This is a genomic window from Erythrobacter sp. JB1-15 (assembly GCF_057365035.1).
The window spans coordinates 854,347-871,339 of record NZ_CP200295.1; the positions used below are offsets into that span (position 1 = coordinate 854,347).

Sequence of the window (16,993 nt, forward strand, 5' to 3'; positions counted from 1 at the left end):
TTTTTCCCTAATTCCAGCCTCAGCCTATTGATTTGAAACCGACTGCAGGCTGAACAAAGAAAACCCCGCCAAAGCGACTGCCTTGGCGGGGTTATTCATTTAGCGGTGCGACAGGTTTATTCAGCCGCGGGCGTATCATCCGCCGGGGCAGAGTCGCCGCCTGAACCGCCGCTCATAGCCGCTTTCATCGCATCTTCGCTCGACACAGGATCAGCAGCAGGTTCAGGCTCAACCGCATTGGCAGCAGCCAGCGCATCCTGTTGCTTTTTCCATTGCGCTTTCAGCGCTGCATCGCGGCTGGACGCGGTCACACGCATGCGGTTCATGCCTGCACCCGTACCTGCCGGGATCAGACGGCCCACGATCACGTTCTCTTTCAAGCCGATCAGCGTGTCCTTCTTACCCTCAACCGATGCCTGAGTGAGAACGCGCGTCGTTTCCTGGAACGATGCGGCCGAAATAAAGCTGCGCGTTTGCAGCGAAGCTTTGGTGATACCCAGCAGGATCGGCGTGCCTTCAGCGGGCTGTTTGTTGCGCCCAAGCTTGCCGTTGATTTCCTGCATTTCAGCCAGATCGACCTGTTCGCCCGGAAGCAATGTCGTATCGCCGCCTTTGGTGATCTCAACTTTTTGCAGCATCTGGCGAACGATCACCTCGATGTGCTTGTCGTTGATTTTCACGCCTTGCAAGCGGTACACTTCCTGAATCTCATTGACGAGATATTCAGCCAGCGCCTCAACGCCCATCACCTCAAGAACATCGTGCGGGTTCGGCGCGCCGGAAACAAGGGTATCACCCTTCTTCACGAAATCGCCTTCCTGCACGTCGATCACTTTGGTTTTGGCGATCAGATACTCAACTGCATCACCTTCCTCAGGCACAATCGCGATTTTGCGTTTCGCCTTGTATTCGCGGACAAATTCAATCTTGCCCGAGATTTTGGCGATGACCGACATGTCCTTGGGCAGACGCGCCTCGAACAATTCGGCCACACGCGGCAGACCGCCCGTGATGTCGCGGGTTTTGGCAGCTTCGCGGCTGGCGCGGGCAAGGATGTCGCCAGCTTCAACCGTTTGGCCATCTTCCACCGACAAAGTCGTGCCAGGGGCCAGCATGTAACGCTGTGCCTCTGTCTCGTCCGCATCGGTTTGCCCTTCACCAAGCAAGGTCATGCGCGGACGCAATTCCTCTTTCTTCTTGCGGCCTGTTGCCCGGTTTTCAGTCACCACACGCTGAGCGATACCGGTGGCATCATCGGTCTGTTCTTCGAGCGTCGTGCCTTCGACCAGATCCTGATAGCGCACCACACCCGATTGCTCGGTGATGATCGGCAGAGTGAACGGATCCCATTCCGCCAGACGGTCGCCTTCTTTGACTTTGGCGCCGTTTTTGAACTTGATGACCGTACCATAAGGCACTTTGTGCATCTCGCGTTCACGGCCTTCGGCATCGATGACGGCAATCTCACCATTGCGGGCAAGCGAGAGGATATTCCCCTTTTTGTCCGTGATGGTCGGCATATCGCGCAGTTCAACCTTACCATCGGAGATTGATTCCAGATGGCTGGTTTCATTCAGCTGAGCAGCGCCGCCAATGTGGAAGGTACGCATGGTCAGCTGGGTGCCCGGCTCACCGATGGACTGCGCAGCGATAACGCCGACAGCTTCACCGATATTAACAGGCGTACCCCGCGCCAGATCGCGGCCATAGCAGGTCGCGCACACGCCCTGATCCGCCTCGCACACCAGTGGTGAGCGGATTTTGGCCGATTGCACTTCGGCAGCTTCGATGGCTTTGACCATTGGTTCATCCACCAAAGTGCCCGCTTTCACGATCACTTCGTCGGTGGCTGCATTGACGATGTCTTCTGCGACCGTGCGGCCCAGAATACGCTCACCCAAAGAGGCAATGACGCTGCCGCCCTGAACGATGGCGCGCATTTCCAGCGCGTTTTCGGTCTTACAATCCTGCACCACAATCGTGCAGTCCTGCGACACGTCAACCAGACGCCGCGTCAGATATCCTGAGTTCGCCGTCTTAAGCGCCGTATCCGCCAGACCCTTACGCGCGCCGTGGGTGGAGTTGAAGTATTCGAGAACCGACAGACCTTCTTTAAAGTTCGAGATGATCGGGTTTTCGATAATCTCGCCCGAAGGTTTGGCCATCAAACCGCGCATCCCGGCAAGCTGTTTCATCTGCGCTGGCGAACCACGCGCGCCCGAATGGCTCATCATATAGATCGAGTTGATCGGCGCTTCCTTGCCGTCCTTGTCGATCGGGGTCGCTTTAATGCGGTCCATCATGGCATCGGCCACCTGGTCACCGCAGCGGCTCCAGGCATCGATCACCTTGTTGTATTTTTCCTGCTGAGTGATCAGGCCGTCTTGATATTGCTGCTCGTAATCAGCCACCAGCGCCTTGGTCTCTTCGACCAGACCTTCCTTGGCATCGGGGATGATCATGTCATCCTTACCAAAGGAAATACCCGCCTTAAATGCATGGCGGAAGCCCAGCACCATGATCGCATCAGCGAACAGCACCGTGTCTTTCTGGCCAGTGTGACGGTACACTTCATCGATCACATCACCGATATCCTTCTTGGTAAGAAGGCGGTTGATGATGTCGTAAGGCACCTTGCTGTTTTTCGGCAGACATTCGCCGATCAGCATGCGGCCCGGCGTGGTTTCAAACCGGCGCATCACGATATTGCCATCATCATCAGCCTGCGGAACGCGGGCGAGGATTTTGGTGTGCAGCGTAACAGCCTTGGTCTCAAGCGCCTGGTGCACTTCGGCCATATCGGCAAAGCGCGGCAGTTTTTCGACTTTGGTGCCGTCTTCGTTTTCGAGGAATTCGGGCGTTTTCTCCTGCCGCTCCATCGAGAGGTAGTAGAGGCCCAGAACCATATCCTGCGACGGAACGATGATTGGCTTACCGTTAGCAGGCGAAAGGATGTTGTTGGTGGACATCATCAAAACGCGCGCTTCGAGCTGAGCTTCGAGCGAAAGCGGCACGTGGACCGCCATCTGGTCACCGTCGAAGTCGGCGTTAAAGGCCGAGCAAACCAGCGGGTGAAGCTGGATCGCTTTACCTTCGATCAGCACGGGCTCAAACGCCTGAATGCCAAGACGGTGAAGCGTGGGCGCGCGGTTCAGAAGAACCGGGTGTTCACGGATCACTTCGTCAAGGATGTCCCAAACCTCTTTGCGCTCTTTCTCAACCCACTTCTTCGCTTGCTTGAGGGTCATCGAAAGACCCTTTGCGTCGAGCCGGGCGTAGATGAACGGCTTGAACAGTTCCAAGGCCATTTTCTTGGGCAGACCGCACTGATGCAGTTTCAGCTCAGGGCCGGTCACGATGACCGAGCGGCCTGAATAGTCGACGCGCTTACCAAGGAGGTTCTGACGGAAGCGGCCTTGCTTACCCTTGAGCATGTCAGACAGCGACTTCAGTGGGCGTTTGTTGGCACCCGTAATCACGCGGCCGCGGCGGCCATTGTCGAACAGTGCGTCCACGGCTTCTTGCAACATACGCTTTTCGTTGCGCACGATGATGTCCGGCGCGCGCAGTTCGATCAGACGCTTCAAGCGGTTGTTGCGGTTGATGACGCGGCGATAAAGATCGTTGAGGTCAGACGTCGCGAAACGGCCACCATCGAGCGGCACCAGCGGGCGCAGCTCTGGCGGGATCACAGGGATCACTTCGAGGATCATCCATTCGGGGCGGTTGCCCGAATCGATGAAGCTTTCGACGACTTTCAGACGCTTGATGATCTTCTTCGGCTTGAGCGTTGACTTGGTCACCGCCAGCTCTTCCATCAGATCGTCGCGCTCTTGCTCCAGATCGAGGTCCATCAGCATGACTTTGACCGCCTCAGCGCCAATATCGGCAGAGAACGCGTCTTCGCCATATTCGTCTTGCGCTTCGAGCAGCTCGTCTTCGGTCAGCAGTTGGAATTTCTCAAGCGGGGTAAGGCCCGGCTCGATCACCACATAGCTCTCGAAATAAAGGATGCGCTCAAGCTGTTTCAGCTGAATGTCGAGCAGTAGGCCGATGCGCGATGGCAGCGACTTCAGATACCAGATGTGAGCAACCGGAGCAGCAAGCTCGATGTGGCCCATACGCTCGCGGCGTACTTTGGTGACGGTGACTTCAACGCCGCACTTCTCACAGACGACGCCTTTGTACTTCATGCGCTTATACTTGCCGCAAAGGCATTCGTAATCCTTCACCGGGCCAAAGATGCGGGCACAGAAGAGGCCGTCACGCTCAGGCTTGAACGTGCGGTAGTTGATCGTTTCCGGCTTTTTGATTTCGCCGAAAGACCACGAACGGATGCGCTCTGGCGAGGCGATGCCGATCTGGATCTGGTCAAAGGTTTCCGGCTTGGCCAGCTGGTTGGTGAATTTGGTCAGTTCGTTCATTTTTCTCTTCCTTTATCCCCCTCCCGCCTGCGGGAGGGGTTAGGGGTGGGTCTGGTATGGGTGAGCCGATCTGCTTTCGCGCCCACCCCCGGCCCCTCCCGCAAACGGGAGGGGAGAGATATTATTCCGCTGCTATCGCGCTGAAATCGTCGTCATCCTCGCCATCGCCGATGGAGGTGAGTTCGACATTCATGCCCAGCGAGCGCATTTCCTTGACGAGAACGTTGAAGCTCTCTGGAATGCCCGCTTCGAAGGTGTCGTCGCCTTTGACAATGGCTTCGTAGACTTTCGTCCGGCCAACCACGTCATCGGATTTGACAGTGAGCATTTCCTGCAAGGTGTAGGCGGCGCCATATGCCTGCAATGCCCAGACCTCCATCTCACCAAAGCGCTGACCACCAAACTGCGCTTTACCGCCCAGCGGCTGCTGAGTGACGAGCGAGTAGGGGCCGATGGAACGAGCGTGGATTTTGTCGTCAACCAAGTGGTGCAGTTTGAGCATGTAGATAATGCCCACGGTCACCTTACGGTCAAACGCTTCGCCTGTGCGGCCATCATAGAGCGTGGACTGGCCAGAGCTGTCCACACCGGCTTTCACCAGCATATCCGACACGTCGGGTTCGCGTGCGCCATCAAAAACCGGCGTACCCATCGGGACACCGGCGGACAGATTGGTCGCCAAATCGACGATCTGTTCAGCCGAGCGGCTTTCGAGATCTTCGAAATATTGCTCGCCATAAACATCCTTCAACCGGTCCACGACCGCTTCGGGTGGTTTGGCATTGGCGTAATCATCCGCAGCGTTCGGATTGGCGCGTTTCCAATCTTCCAGCTTGTCAGCGATATCCATGCCCAGCCCGCGCGCAGCAAAGCCGAGATGCGTTTCAAAGATCTGCCCGACATTCATGCGTGAAGGCACACCCAGCGGGTTCAGAACGATATCGACCGCAGTGCCATCTTCGAGGAACGGCATGTCTTCAACCGGAAGGATGCGAGAGATCACACCCTTGTTCCCGTGACGGCCCGCCATTTTGTCGCCTGGCTGCAGCTTGCGCTTAACCGCGACAAAGACTTTGACCATTTTGAGAACGCCCGGTGCCAGCTCATCGCCGCGCTCCAGCTTTTCCTTGCGGTCTTCAAATTTCGCATCAATCAGGCCAACCGCATCGTCATATTGCGATTTGATCGCTTCGATCTGCTGCTGACGATTGTCATCGGCAACCGCGAATTTGAACCATTCGTGCTTTTCAACATCGTGAAGCACTTGCTCGGAAATCTCGATGCCCTTTTTGATGCCTTTGGGAGCCGCAGACGCGGTTTGACCCATCAGCATGTCTTTGAGGCGGTTATAGGTCGCCCGGTTCAGGATGGCGCGTTCATCAGCGGCATCCTTGCGCAGGCGCTCGATTTCCTCGTTTTGAATGGCGCGGGTCCGGTCATCAATCTCGATCCCGTGGCGGTTGAACACCCGGACCTCAACGATGGTGCCGGCAACACCGGGCGGCAGACGCAGCGAGGTATCGCGAACATCGGACGCTTTCTCACCAAAGATGGCGCGCAGGAGTTTTTCCTCTGGCGTCATCGGGCTTTCGCCTTTTGGTGTGATCTTGCCGACCAGAATATCGCCCGGATGCACTTCTGCACCGATATAGACAATGCCTGCCTCATCGAGATTGCGAAGCGCTTCCTCGCCAACATTCGGGATGTCGCGCGTGATGTCTTCCGGCCCAAGCTTGGTATCGCGGGCCATGACTTCAAATTCCTCGATATGGATCGAGGTGAAGACATCATCCTTCACGATGCGCTCTGAAATGAGGATGGAATCCTCATAATTGTAGCCATTCCAGGGCATAAACGCGACGAGGCTGTTCTTGCCCAGCGCCAATTCGCCCAGATCAGTCGAAGGACCGTCAGCGATGATATCGCCCGGCTCAATCGTCTCACCCACTTTCACCAGCGGGCGCTGGTTGATGCAGGTGTTCTGGTTGGAACGCTGGAACTTTTGCAGCGTGTAAATGTCAACGCCGGACTGGCCCGCCTCGACATCGCCGATTGCGCGGATCACGATACGGGTTGCATCGACCTGGTCGACGATACCGCCGCGTTTCGCCGCAATCGCAGCGCCGCTATCGCGCGCCACGGTTTCTTCCATGCCGGTGCCGACCCAGGGGGCCTCTGCCTTAACAAGCGGCACAGCCTGACGCTGCATGTTCGATCCCATCAATGCGCGGTTGGCGTCATCGTTTTCCAGGAACGGGATGAGCGATGCGGCAACCGACACAAGCTGTTTCGGCGAGACGTCCATCAAAGTGATCTGATCGCTGGGCGCCATCAGGTTATCACCCGACTGGCGAGCAGAGATCAGGTCTTCGACAAACGTGCCGTCTTCGGTCAGCTCAGCAGAAGCCTGCGCAACAGTGTGGCGCTGTTCTTCCATGGCGGACAGATAGATCACATCGCCAGAGACTTTGTTGTCCTGAACCTTGCGATAAGGCGTTTCGATAAAGCCGTATTTGTTCACCCGGCTGAACGATGCCAGCGAGTTGATGAGGCCGATATTCGGACCCTCTGGCGTTTCAATCGGGCAGATCCGGCCATAATGGGTCGGGTGAACGTCGCGGACTTCAAAGCCTGCGCGCTCGCGCGTCAAACCGCCCGGGCCAAGCGCCGATACGCGGCGTTTGTGGGTCACTTCGGACAGCGGGTTGGTCTGATCCATGAACTGCGACAGCTGCGAAGAGCCGAAGAATTCGCGCACAGCGGCAACCGCTGGTTTCGCATTGATCAGATCGTTGGGCATCACGGTTGAAACGTCGACAGACGACATGCGCTCTTTAACCGCACGCTCCATCCGCAGCAGGCCAACGCGGTACTGGTTTTCGAGCAATTCGCCCACCGAACGCACCCGGCGGTTGCCGAGGTTGTCGATGTCATCAACATCGCCTTTGCCGTCTTTCAGGCCGACCAGTTCCTTAACCACGGCAAGAATGTCTTCCTTGCGCAGGGTCGTCACCGTGTCTTCTGCATCAAGGTTCAGACGCATGTTCAGTTTCACACGGCCAACCGCGGACAAGTCATAGCGTTCGCCATCGAAGAACAGGCCTTCGAACAGAGCGTCTGCGGTTTCCTTGGTCGGCGGCTCACCCGGGCGCATCACTTTATAGATCGCCTCAAGACCTTCATCACGGTTTTCAGCCTTGTCGACTTTCAGCGTGTTGCGGATCCACGGGCCGGTGTTGACCTCATCAATATCGAGCAGTTCGATCGAGTCGATCCCGGCCTCGTCAAAGGCTTCGATGTGCTCAAGCGTGATTTCATCGCCTGCCTCGATATGGATGCGGCCCGTTGCCTCATCAATCATATCATAAGCGGCATAGCGGCTGACGATTTCTTCGGTGGGGAGCAACAGATGGGTCAAGCCATCCTTGGCCGCTTTATTGGCCGCACGCGGGGAGATTTTCTGACCCGATGCGAACATTTCCTCGCCGGTTTTGGCATCCACCAACGCAAAAGCAGGTTTCTGGCCGCGCCATTGTTCAGCGACAAACGGGATTTTCCAACCGTCTTTCGCCCGCTCCCACGACATGGTGTCATAGAAGTGATGCAGAATGCCTTCGCTATCGAGACCCAGCGCATACAGCAGCGCGGTCACCGGCAGCTTACGCTTGCGGTCGATGCGGACATTGACGATGTCTTTGGCGTCGAATTCAAAATCGAGCCATGATCCGCGATAGGGAATGACGCGGGCAGCAAACAGCAGCTTGCCCGAAGAATGCGTTTTGCCGCGATCATGATCGAACAGCACGCCGGGCGAACGGTGCATCTGCGAAACGATCACACGCTCTGTGCCATTGACGATGAACGTGCCGTTCTCCGTCATCAGCGGCATATCGCCCATGTAAACGTCTTGCTCTTTAATATCGAGGACCGAGCGCGTTTCGGTTTCCTGATCGACTTCGAACACGATCAGGCGAAGCGTCACTTTCATCGGGGCCGCATAAGTGATCCCGCGCTGGCGGCATTCGGTGGTGTCGTATTTGGGCTCTTCAAGCTCGTAATGAACAAAGTCCAATTCGGCAGTGCCGGCAAAATCGCGGATCGGGAAAACACTGCGCAAGGTTTTCTCAAGGCCTGAGACATAGCCCGTTTCCTTGTCGGAACGCAGGAACTGCTCGTAACTTTCGCGCTGAACCTCGATGAGGTTGGGCATATCGACAACTTCGTGAATATCGCCGAAGATTTTGCGGATACGCCGTTTCGCCGTGCCTTTTGCTGCGCGGCTGCGGGTTGGTTTCGCCTTGGTCGCCATGGAGGAGATGTGCCTCTTTACAGGTGGTGCACGCGCGAACGAATGCTCGCGCGCTTGAAAAATACGCTCATCACGGGATCAATCCACCATATCAACGCGCAAAAGCCGCCTCCCCATAAAGCTCTCTTGTGAAAACCGGGGTGCAGCCAATGTATCGTCGCGATTATGGTGAGCGAGATTTCTATTCTGGAACCGATCCCCGCGTATGAATCGGACTGTCTCGAAACTCGTCTGGACAGTCATGTAGGAACACAGTCGCACGCTGTCAAACCCCTTGGGCCTGACAAATTCCAAGGCTGCGCCGATCTGATCAAATAGCCCGGCTTAAAGCCCGCCCGCCAGCTTGCCCCGGCCGGATGATTATCCCGCGGCCGGGGAAGCTTTGCCGGCGATTACTGTTTTGTCAGATCGTACCTAGTGGCGCGCACTTTGGTGCCGCCGCTTGGGCTTTGCGGCTTGATAACAAAGCGCTCTTTGCCATCGCTGGTATCATAGGTCGCGCTGTCTATAGTGTATCCTGCCGCAAGCGCTGCATCGCGGTAGAAATCAAGAATGGCCAGCGGATTGTCCTGAACCCGGAAGATGACCATTCGCGATCCGCCAGACCGGTCTCTTACATCGTAATCCGCTTCTGCGACATTGGGATAGACCGGGAAACCTGTGCCGAATTCGGTGGTTACCTCGGCAGTGACGCTGTCCTTTTTGGGGCTGACATGCACCATGGTGCGCTCGCCTTCGTTGAACACCTGAACATAGCCGCCTGTGCCGGGCTGATTGCCTTCGAACATAAGGATCGCGGTCGAGACGGTGCTATCCGTCCCGGCAAAATATGCGCGGTAAAATTCATAAGCGTCGGCCACAGACCCCTTGGCCATATATTCAATCTCGTGCTTGCCTTTTTCGGCATCGATTTCCTCACTGACCAAGTCAGTCTCTTCGAAACCTGAAACAGCCGGCGCGCCATTGGCGAGCGTAACGGCGTCCTCAACACTGGCGCTTTCGCTCCCGGAACAAGCCGCGAGTGCCAGACTGGCTGCCGCAGCGACAATAATCTTGCGTGTAATCAATGCAATTCCCCCTTTTCCATCCCCCGCCCTAGCTGACCGGACAGGGATTGCAATGCACGCACCGCGAGGCGGCTCAAACAGCGACACTGGCGGGAAGACCGCGTCAGGAATGGCTGCTGCATATTGTTTTTCGATATTATTGATTGACAATAAACTTCGAATCACTCATATGATCCTTATTGAATAACAATATGCACCTTATAGGAGAACGATATGACAGACCTTTTCACTCAAACACTCGCCATCTGCGCTGCGGCTATCCTCGCTTTTGGCTCGATTGGCGCCATCGTTGCGGTTCCGCCTGCTCATGCGGGTGCGCCGCTTGTGGCCGCTGAACTGGCCTGATCGCCCCCAATTCAACAGGAGCAATCCATGACTGACAAACCCAATGACCTTTTGCTGCTGGCAGCAAAAGTCCTGACCATACTGATGCAGATCGCAATAGCCTTTGGCGCGGCGGCGGTGGTCCTGGCCATTCCTTTGATGCTAATTTTTCAAGGGCACATCAATGCGGAAATAGCCGAAGAATTTGGCAATGCCGTTGGCGCATTTCCGGCCTTTTCTGTGGCCGGGATCCTCGGTCTTGCTTTGGGCCTGATGGCTCTGGGATTTGTCTTTTTCGGCAAATTGCGCGCCATTATTGGCACGGTGGGCGAAGGCGACCCATTCGCTCCGGAAAATGCGGCGCGATTGCAGCTGATGGGCTGGCTGGCTCTTGCCGGGCAAGTGATCCTTATCCCGCTTGCGGGCCTTGCGCTGCTGGTGGCGAAATGGGCCGAGCCAATGGAGAACGCCGATATCACAATAGATGCAGGGTTTGATCTTGAAGGGATTTTGCTGGTGCTGATCCTGTTCATCCTTGCCCGCGTTTTCAAACATGGCGCAGCGATGCGCGATGATCTGGAAGGGACCGTGTGATGCCAGCCGATGACGAAGGAGCCGTAATCATGGTCAAACTGGATGACCTTTTGCACGAACGCCGCATGACGCTGACTGAATTGGCCGACAGGGTCGGGCTGACACTGGCCAATCTGTCGATCCTGAAAACGGGCAAAGCCAAAGCAATCCGGTTCACAACCCTTGCTGCGATCTGCCGCGAATTGGACTGCCAGCCAGGCGATCTGCTGGAATATGCAGCGGATTAAGGCGAAGCTAGCGCGCCAAACCATAAGGCCTGCTGGTACCTTGGTGCCGGCGGGCCTTTGCTGTAAAGTGCGGCGATGAGGTCTAAATCACCCAAACTGATGATCGCCCCCATTGCACTTGCAAGTTGCGGATTGCTGGGCTGCGGCAATGGTGATGCATCCGCGCCCACATCCATGGCAGCGCCCACGCCCCCACCCACACCCATGGCTTCCCCATCCCCGCCAGCACCGGTAACCGCGTCCATCCCCCGCCTTGCCGCTGGGCCGCATCTGGGCATGATTACAGGGTTTGAGCCGCTCAACACCCAACGCGCGGCGCTGGCAGACAGTCTTTATCAAGAGGCCGCCGCATCGGGGGCATCGATTGGCCGCGTTCAAATCGACTGGTCCGAACTGGAAACATCTGAAGGGGTTTATGACGAGCAGGCTTTGGCGGATGCCTTTGCCGACCCGAACCTTCAGGGCATGAATGTGATCATGCTGTTGTCCACGCTCGACAGCGAAGGGCTGACGGTGCCTGATTATCTGGGTGATGCGGATGGCTTGCGCGATGGGTTGACACTCGCCTCTGATGAAGTGGTCAGCGCCTTTACCGATCTTCTTGACTGGCTCGGCCCGCAATTGGTTCAGCGCAATGTCTGGGCCATTTCAATCGGCAATGAAGTGGATTCGCCCATCGCCGATGGTTTGGTGGCCCAAACAGATGCGATCGCATTTTTCGAAGCAGGCTTTGCCCGCTGGAATGCGCAAGTGCCCGAAATTGCAGCGACCATCACGCTCACTCTCAGCGCGATCCAGAACACCCCGGACCTGCAGACACGGCTGCGCGATGCAGCCGATATGGTGACGTTCAATTATTATTGCCTCGGCGGCGAACTCACCGTGACAGATGAAACACAATGGGCCGCTGATCTTGCGACCATGAAAGACGCAGCTGGCACGCGCGATATCTTCATTCAGGAACTGGGATGTCCGGTGGGATATTCGCCGCAAGGGCAGGCAACGTCGATTGGCGGATCGCATAACAGGCAGGCGGCGTTCTTTGAATTTTTCACCGAGCAATTCGCCACAGATCCGCAATTGCGCGCCGCCACAATGTTTCAGCTGTATGATTGGTCGCCGCAGCTTGCCGCAAGTTTCGCCCAGCCCATTCGCGATGAAGGCGAGCCGGTTGCGGCAGATCGGTTTGAGGAATGGCTCGCCACCAGCGGGTTTGTGCGTTGGGATGACAGTTTCGAACGCCCCGCATGGCAGGCATGGCTGGACGGGCTGGAACAGGTTCGCACCGCCCGCGAACAATAGACGCGGGCAAGGTTCTGCTTGACTTTCCCTTGCTGCAAAGTAATTGCGCCCAATGGCCGCCACGGTGGTCATCCGTCCGAGACAGTTGCTGAGCGGGATCTGCCCGTTCTTAATTTGCAGCCTAGGCGGGGAAAAGAGATTTCTGGCCAGAAATTTTGCTGGCCCCCTGGTGCAGGTTGCACCCTCCTTCCCTTGTCAGCGGACTTTGGTTTGTCGGTTAGCGGCAGACCGAACTGTGAGCCGGTCGCGCAGCCTCATGCAGCGCGGCCATAATGTAAGGAGTATGGCATGGATCGTTCGCAAAAAGCCGATGCGGTTGCCCAGCTTAATGCAGCCTTCCAAGAGGTTGGTGTGGTCGTTGTGACTCGCAACCTTGGTTTGACGGTGGATCAATCCACTGACTTGCGCGGAAAGATGCGTGATGCCGGTGCAACGTATAAGGTTGCGAAGAACCGTCTTGCTAAGCTTGCTCTGAAAGACACCGATTACACCGGGATTGATGAGTTTCTCACTGGTCCCACAGCTTTGGCCTGGTCATCTGACCCGGTCGCAGCAGCGAAAGCGGCTGTGGAGTTTGCCAAGTCAAACGACAAGCTGGAAATCGTCGGTGGATCGATGGGCACGCAGGTTCTTGACGAAGCCGGGATCAAGGCGCTTGCCTCGATGCCGAGCCTTGATGAACTGCGCGGCACAATTGTTGGCCTTGTTAACGCCCCTGCGACGAAAATCGCACAGGTCGTCAACGCGCCCGCAAACAAGCTGGCCCGTGTGTTTGGTGCTTACGGCGCCAAAGACGCTGCGTAAGAGCACGCACAACAAGACGTTATTCGTACAAAAAACGGAACATTTGGGGCGCATTTATCCGCCCTGCCAATTTGGAGTGAAACATCATGGCTGATATTGCCAAACTTGTAGAAGAACTTTCAAAGCTGACCGTCCTTGAGGCAGCTGAACTGGCCAAAGCGCTCGAAGAAGAGTGGGGCGTTAGCGCCGCTGCTGCTGTTGCAGTTGCTGGCCCTGCTGCTGGCGGCGGCGGCGAAGCTGCTGCTGAAGAGAAAGACGAGTTTGACGTCATTCTCACCGGCGATGGCGGCAAGAAAATTCAGGTCATCAAAGAAGTCCGCGCCATCACCGGCCTGGGCCTCACCGAAGCCAAGGGTCTCGTCGAAGGCGCGCCCAAGCCTCTCAAAGAAGCTGTCAACAAGGCAGAAGCCGAAGAAATCAAAGGCAAGATCGAAGCAGCCGGCGGCACCGTCGAGCTCAAGTAATCTTGGCTTAGAATTTTGCGAGTGTCTTGAAGCGCTCGCAGATGGGGGGCGGCGTCAGCAATGGCGCCGCCCTTTTCCATTTGTGGCTGGTCTGGTCGCCCGTCCTGCCCCAACTCAGATTGCGCGGGTTGGAGCTTATCGCTTAGGCCAGGCAAGAGGGGGCAAAAGGGGGCAAGAAGGGGTGCGGGGGATCGCAATGTGTGCGCCCGCCCGCGCCCGCTTCAAAACGCTTTTTGCCACCCGATTGTGGCAAACCACTGGCCTTTCATCTGCGGGCCGTTGAGATCCTGATAGACCGGCGCGCCGACCTCTATGCCAATCCGGTGACCCGCAAGAGCGCCATGCGTGGCAACGAAATTGGCACCGCCGATCAGATCGGCGCGCTCGCCGCCTTGAAAGTCGGGATTGGCGGTTTGAACAGGCCCCATAATATTCGCATCAAACCCTTCGATCCGGCCCGTGGTCCGCGCGCGCACGCGGCCAGACAGGCTTACCCATTGGGCAGGCCGGTAACTCACCCAGGCGCTGCCTTCATAGACATCGCCAAAGGCATAGCCTGCATCATTATCGCCTAGCCTAATCGAGCCGGACGCCTGCGCGCCAAATCCGATCTTGCCCCTGCGTGCCTTGAAAGTCAGCGCCGGTTCAAGATCCCATGTGCCCGTGCCGGTTTGCATCATATAGGGAACCCTGACAGTGGGCGTTCCTCCCATGGGTGTGAGAATATCGTCTGTCTGGCTGATTGAGCCTGTCGGCAGGCTGACCCCTGCCTTTAACGTCAGCTCATTCCTCACATCATCGGTTGCATCAGGAATGCCAAGCAGAGGAAACAGCGCAGCAACCTTTGTGTCGCCCAATGCCTTTGGATTGGTCGTAAAAGTGCCGAGGCGATCTGTGCCCATCCCGCCCTGGAAAGTGATGTGTTCCATTTCCTTTTCGATGTAATTGCCCATCACCATCAAAGTGACAGCATCGGATGGAGCATACATCATGCCCAGCATATACATATCGGTGCGCATTTCAGTGGGCACGATCCGCAAGGTCGGCGGCTGCATCGGATTGCCGAAAAAGGTGTTGGGTATGGTGGTGACGATTGTCTCTGGATCAACGCTGTCAGTGCCGATCTGATTGCCCTGCATTTCCATGTGCATGGCCCGAAACGAGAACATGATCTCGCCCTTTTTGTGAGCGTGATCTGCCATCACTCCAATAGGCGCATGGTCATCTGCATAAGCATCATGCGCGCCAGCCGTGGTCGAAAGCGCGAGTGCCGAAGCGGCACCCGCAACAAAAATTGCGTGTCTCATTGGGAAAGTCCTGTTTGTGTAACCTGTTGCCGGAAAAAGGCGGGATATCGGTCTTGGTTACGCGGCGGGCGGACCTGTCGCCGGAGGCATTCTGGGGGGTATATGGCCGTCAGCACAGCGAGCCTGCACTGCTGCATTACGGTTTCTTGCACCGCGCATTGGGCGATTTGCGGGGCTTCGGGCAGGCTCGCAGCCACCGTTACGGCGTAATTACAGCGCGCTTCGTGGGGACCATCGTCATGCTCGGCATGGGGACCTCTTTGCCCATCATGCGCGATTTGTGTGGGAGAGGCCTGCGTGTGAGAGGCCTGTGTTTGAGAGGCTTGCGTGTGATCGGCTTGCTGGTGCGTTTCATGCCCCGGTGTCTCATCCGGCACCTGCATGGTCCCATCACAAATGCGCAGGATCACACTGCCATCATGCGCGAGGGCGGGCATATAGCCGAACGGGACCGTCATCGAAGAGACGATTGCCAAACACGCAAAAATGAAAGTGGCCCTGAACACAGCGGGGCGATACCTTCGCTCGCGGGGCTTGGCCAGCAAAACCGGGCCTTGGGCGGCCACCTGCGCCAAGCCGCCCACTTTTTTGCCGAAATGCTCTGCTTCTTAAACCAAAGTGACCCGCCCCGCCCGGGTTGGCTGGGCTGGGCCGGGTTGAGTTTCCGCAATAAAGCAGCCTTTCACAAAATAGCGCTTTGACCGACTCGCGCACGCGCCTATTCGGGCCGGCTTGCCTGATGGTGAGCGAGACGCACCATGAGCAACACGCAACCTCTTCAAACGCCAAGCTGGGGCGGGGAAATACGGGCCACTTTATGGCTCGCGGCTCCGCTTGCGCTCGCGAACATGCTCCAGATGCTGACCTATGCGGTGGATGTGATTTTCATCGCGCGGCTGGGGGAAGCGGAGCTGGCGGCGTCATCTTTGGTGATGGCAATCTTCGGGCTGATTGTGTGGTCGTTAAATTCGCTCACCGCAGCCGTTGCGCCCATCATTGCCGCGCAGCTGGGCGAGAACCCCAATGCGGTGCGCCCCGTCAGGCGGGCGGTGCGCATGGCTTTGTGGCTGGCCGTTATGTCGGGCGCAGGCGGCATGGCGCTCGCGCTGGTGACAATCCCTGTCATGCATGCAACCGGCCAACCTGCCGAAGTGATAGCGTTCGCCATTCCCTATCTGCTGGCGGTGGTCTGGTCGCTGATCCCGATGGTGATCGGCAATGTCCTGCGCACTTATGTCTCCACCCTTGGCCGGCCCATTTTTGCAACCGCGATCACCGCGCTTGGTATTGGCGTGAACGCACTGGGCAATTACGCGCTGATTTTCGGGAATTTCGGCATGCCCCGGCTGGAGCTGATCGGTGCAGGCATTGCGACCATCATCACCACCAGCGTGACAATGCTGGCCTATATCGCGATCATCCGGTTTGACCGAAAGCTGCACCGCTACCGGATATTCGGCAAGATGTGGCGGCCCGATTGGGCCAAGTTTCGTGAGATCATCGCTATTGGCACGCCCATCGCGCTCACTGTGATTGCAGAGGCGGGCATTTTCGGTGCGGCTGCATTTTTGATGGGGCGCTTTGGCGCATCCGAACTGGCCGGGCACACCGTCGCTCTCAACATCGCGGCCTTTGCGTTTCAGATACCGTTCGGCGTGGGCCAGGCCGCGACCATCCGCGTGGGGTATTTTTACGGCGCGCGCGATGCCCAGGGGATCGCGCAGGCCGGGTGGGTTGCGATTGCCCTGGGCACCGGCGTGATGGCCCTGACCGCCAGCGCCATGGTGTTTGCGCCTTATGCTTTGTTGTCGGTTTATCTTGATCCTTATGCGGCCAAAAACGCAGCCCTTGTCGGCTTTGCGCTGCAATATCTGGTGTGGGCTGCCGCGTTCCAGATTGTCGATGGGATGCAAGCGGTGTCGCTGGGTTCGCTAAGGGGTTTGCAGGATACCCGCGTGCCGATGTGGATTGCGGTGTTCAGCTATTGGGTGCCGGGATTTGGCCTCGCAGTGGGGCTTGGCTTTTACACCCCATTGCAAGGGATCGGCGTGTGGATTGGCCTGGCCACGGGATTGTTATTTGCCGCCATTCTGCTGACCTGGCGCTGGATGCGGCGCGAGGATTTGGGGCTGGCCGTGCGGCCCACCTAAATCATTTCAAAATTTTTAGGC

Annotated in this window: 12 protein-coding genes; 8 read left to right on the top strand and 4 right to left on the bottom strand. The window is 57.1% G+C overall.

Annotated elements, in window-relative coordinates; translation table 11 throughout:
- Positions 1-116 precede the first annotated feature (116 nt).
- The 3 genes from rpoC to AC0V6L_RS04085 all read right to left on the bottom strand — a co-directional run bounded on the left by rpoC (position 117) and on the right by AC0V6L_RS04085 (position 9,800).
- Positions 117-4,424, bottom strand: coding sequence for a DNA-directed RNA polymerase subunit beta' (gene rpoC, locus AC0V6L_RS04075; protein WP_486153126.1), 4,308 nt, complete (start codon positions 4,422-4,424; stop codon positions 117-119).
- A gap of 121 nt (positions 4,425-4,545) precedes the next feature.
- Positions 4,546-8,733: a DNA-directed RNA polymerase subunit beta gene (gene rpoB / locus AC0V6L_RS04080; RefSeq protein WP_486148436.1), complete on the bottom strand. Its 4,188-nt coding sequence runs from the start codon at positions 8,731-8,733 to the stop codon at positions 4,546-4,548.
- A 392-nt stretch (positions 8,734-9,125) separates the two neighbouring features.
- The gene (locus AC0V6L_RS04085) at positions 9,126-9,800 is read right to left on the bottom strand and encodes a hypothetical protein (RefSeq protein WP_486153127.1); all 675 of its coding nucleotides are present in this window, start codon (positions 9,798-9,800) and stop codon (positions 9,126-9,128) included.
- Positions 9,801-10,013: 213 nt separating this feature from the next.
- Here AC0V6L_RS04085 and AC0V6L_RS04090 point away from each other — a divergent pair, with 213 nt between their 5' ends.
- The 6 genes from AC0V6L_RS04090 (at position 10,014) to rplL (ending at position 13,515) form a co-directional block, all read left to right on the top strand.
- Complete coding sequence (locus tag AC0V6L_RS04090) at positions 10,014-10,145, top strand: hypothetical protein (protein ID WP_486148440.1); 132 nt, start codon at positions 10,014-10,016, stop codon at positions 10,143-10,145.
- Between the two features lie 27 nt (positions 10,146-10,172).
- Positions 10,173-10,718, top strand: a complete 546-nt coding sequence (locus AC0V6L_RS04095; protein ID WP_486148442.1) for a DUF2975 domain-containing protein — start codon at positions 10,173-10,175, stop codon at positions 10,716-10,718.
- The gene (locus tag AC0V6L_RS04100; protein WP_486153128.1) at positions 10,718-10,945 is read left to right on the top strand and encodes a helix-turn-helix domain-containing protein; all 228 of its coding nucleotides are present in this window, start codon (positions 10,718-10,720) and stop codon (positions 10,943-10,945) included. The genes AC0V6L_RS04095 and AC0V6L_RS04100 overlap by 1 nt, the downstream gene beginning before the upstream one ends.
- 99 nt (positions 10,946-11,044) lie before the next feature.
- On the top strand, positions 11,045-12,247 hold the full coding sequence (locus tag AC0V6L_RS04105) for a hypothetical protein (RefSeq protein WP_486153129.1): 1,203 nt from the start codon (positions 11,045-11,047) through the stop codon (positions 12,245-12,247).
- A 288-nt stretch (positions 12,248-12,535) separates the two neighbouring features.
- Positions 12,536-13,051, top strand: coding sequence for a 50S ribosomal protein L10 (gene rplJ / locus AC0V6L_RS04110; protein WP_486153130.1), 516 nt, complete (start codon positions 12,536-12,538; stop codon positions 13,049-13,051).
- 86 nt (positions 13,052-13,137) lie between these two features.
- Complete coding sequence (gene rplL / locus AC0V6L_RS04115; protein WP_486148452.1) at positions 13,138-13,515, top strand: 50S ribosomal protein L7/L12; 378 nt, start codon at positions 13,138-13,140, stop codon at positions 13,513-13,515.
- A gap of 221 nt (positions 13,516-13,736) precedes the next feature.
- On the opposite strand, the gene AC0V6L_RS04120 is transcribed toward rplL, so the two are convergent.
- On the bottom strand, positions 13,737-14,822 hold the full coding sequence (locus AC0V6L_RS04120; RefSeq protein WP_486148454.1) for a transporter: 1,086 nt from the start codon (positions 14,820-14,822) through the stop codon (positions 13,737-13,739).
- A gap of 14 nt (positions 14,823-14,836) precedes the next feature.
- Between AC0V6L_RS04120 and AC0V6L_RS04125 the strand changes: the two genes are divergently transcribed.
- Positions 14,837-15,523 carry a hypothetical protein gene (locus tag AC0V6L_RS04125; RefSeq protein WP_486153131.1) on the top strand — a complete coding sequence of 229 codons (687 nt, stop codon included), beginning with the start codon at positions 14,837-14,839 and terminating at the stop codon, positions 15,521-15,523.
- Positions 15,524-15,580: 57 nt separating this feature from the next.
- On the top strand, positions 15,581-16,972 hold the full coding sequence (locus AC0V6L_RS04130) for an MATE family efflux transporter (protein ID WP_486153132.1): 1,392 nt from the start codon (positions 15,581-15,583) through the stop codon (positions 16,970-16,972).
- The last annotated feature ends 21 nt before the right edge of the window (positions 16,973-16,993 follow it).

What these genes read in the sequence shown, in the direction of transcription:
- rplL (WP_486148452.1), top strand. Translation starts at nt 13,138, where the DNA reads ATGGCTGATATTGCCAAACTTGTAGAAGAACTTTCAAAGCTGACCGTC.
- AC0V6L_RS04100 (WP_486153128.1), top strand. Translation starts at nt 10,718, where the DNA reads ATGCCAGCCGATGACGAAGGAGCCGTAATCATGGTCAAACTGGATGAC.
- rplJ (WP_486153130.1), top strand. Translation starts at nt 12,536, where the DNA reads ATGGATCGTTCGCAAAAAGCCGATGCGGTTGCCCAGCTTAATGCAGCC.
- AC0V6L_RS04095 (WP_486148442.1), top strand. Translation starts at nt 10,173, where the DNA reads ATGACTGACAAACCCAATGACCTTTTGCTGCTGGCAGCAAAAGTCCTG.
- rpoB (WP_486148436.1), bottom strand. Translation starts at nt 8,733, where the DNA reads ATGGCGACCAAGGCGAAACCAACCCGCAGCCGCGCAGCAAAAGGCACG.
- AC0V6L_RS04105 (WP_486153129.1), top strand. Translation starts at nt 11,045, where the DNA reads ATGATCGCCCCCATTGCACTTGCAAGTTGCGGATTGCTGGGCTGCGGC.
- AC0V6L_RS04120 (WP_486148454.1), bottom strand. Translation starts at nt 14,822, where the DNA reads ATGAGACACGCAATTTTTGTTGCGGGTGCCGCTTCGGCACTCGCGCTT.
- AC0V6L_RS04090 (WP_486148440.1), top strand. Translation starts at nt 10,014, where the DNA reads ATGACAGACCTTTTCACTCAAACACTCGCCATCTGCGCTGCGGCTATC.
- rpoC (WP_486153126.1), bottom strand. Translation starts at nt 4,424, where the DNA reads ATGAACGAACTGACCAAATTCACCAACCAGCTGGCCAAGCCGGAAACC.
- AC0V6L_RS04130 (WP_486153132.1), top strand. Translation starts at nt 15,581, where the DNA reads ATGAGCAACACGCAACCTCTTCAAACGCCAAGCTGGGGCGGGGAAATA.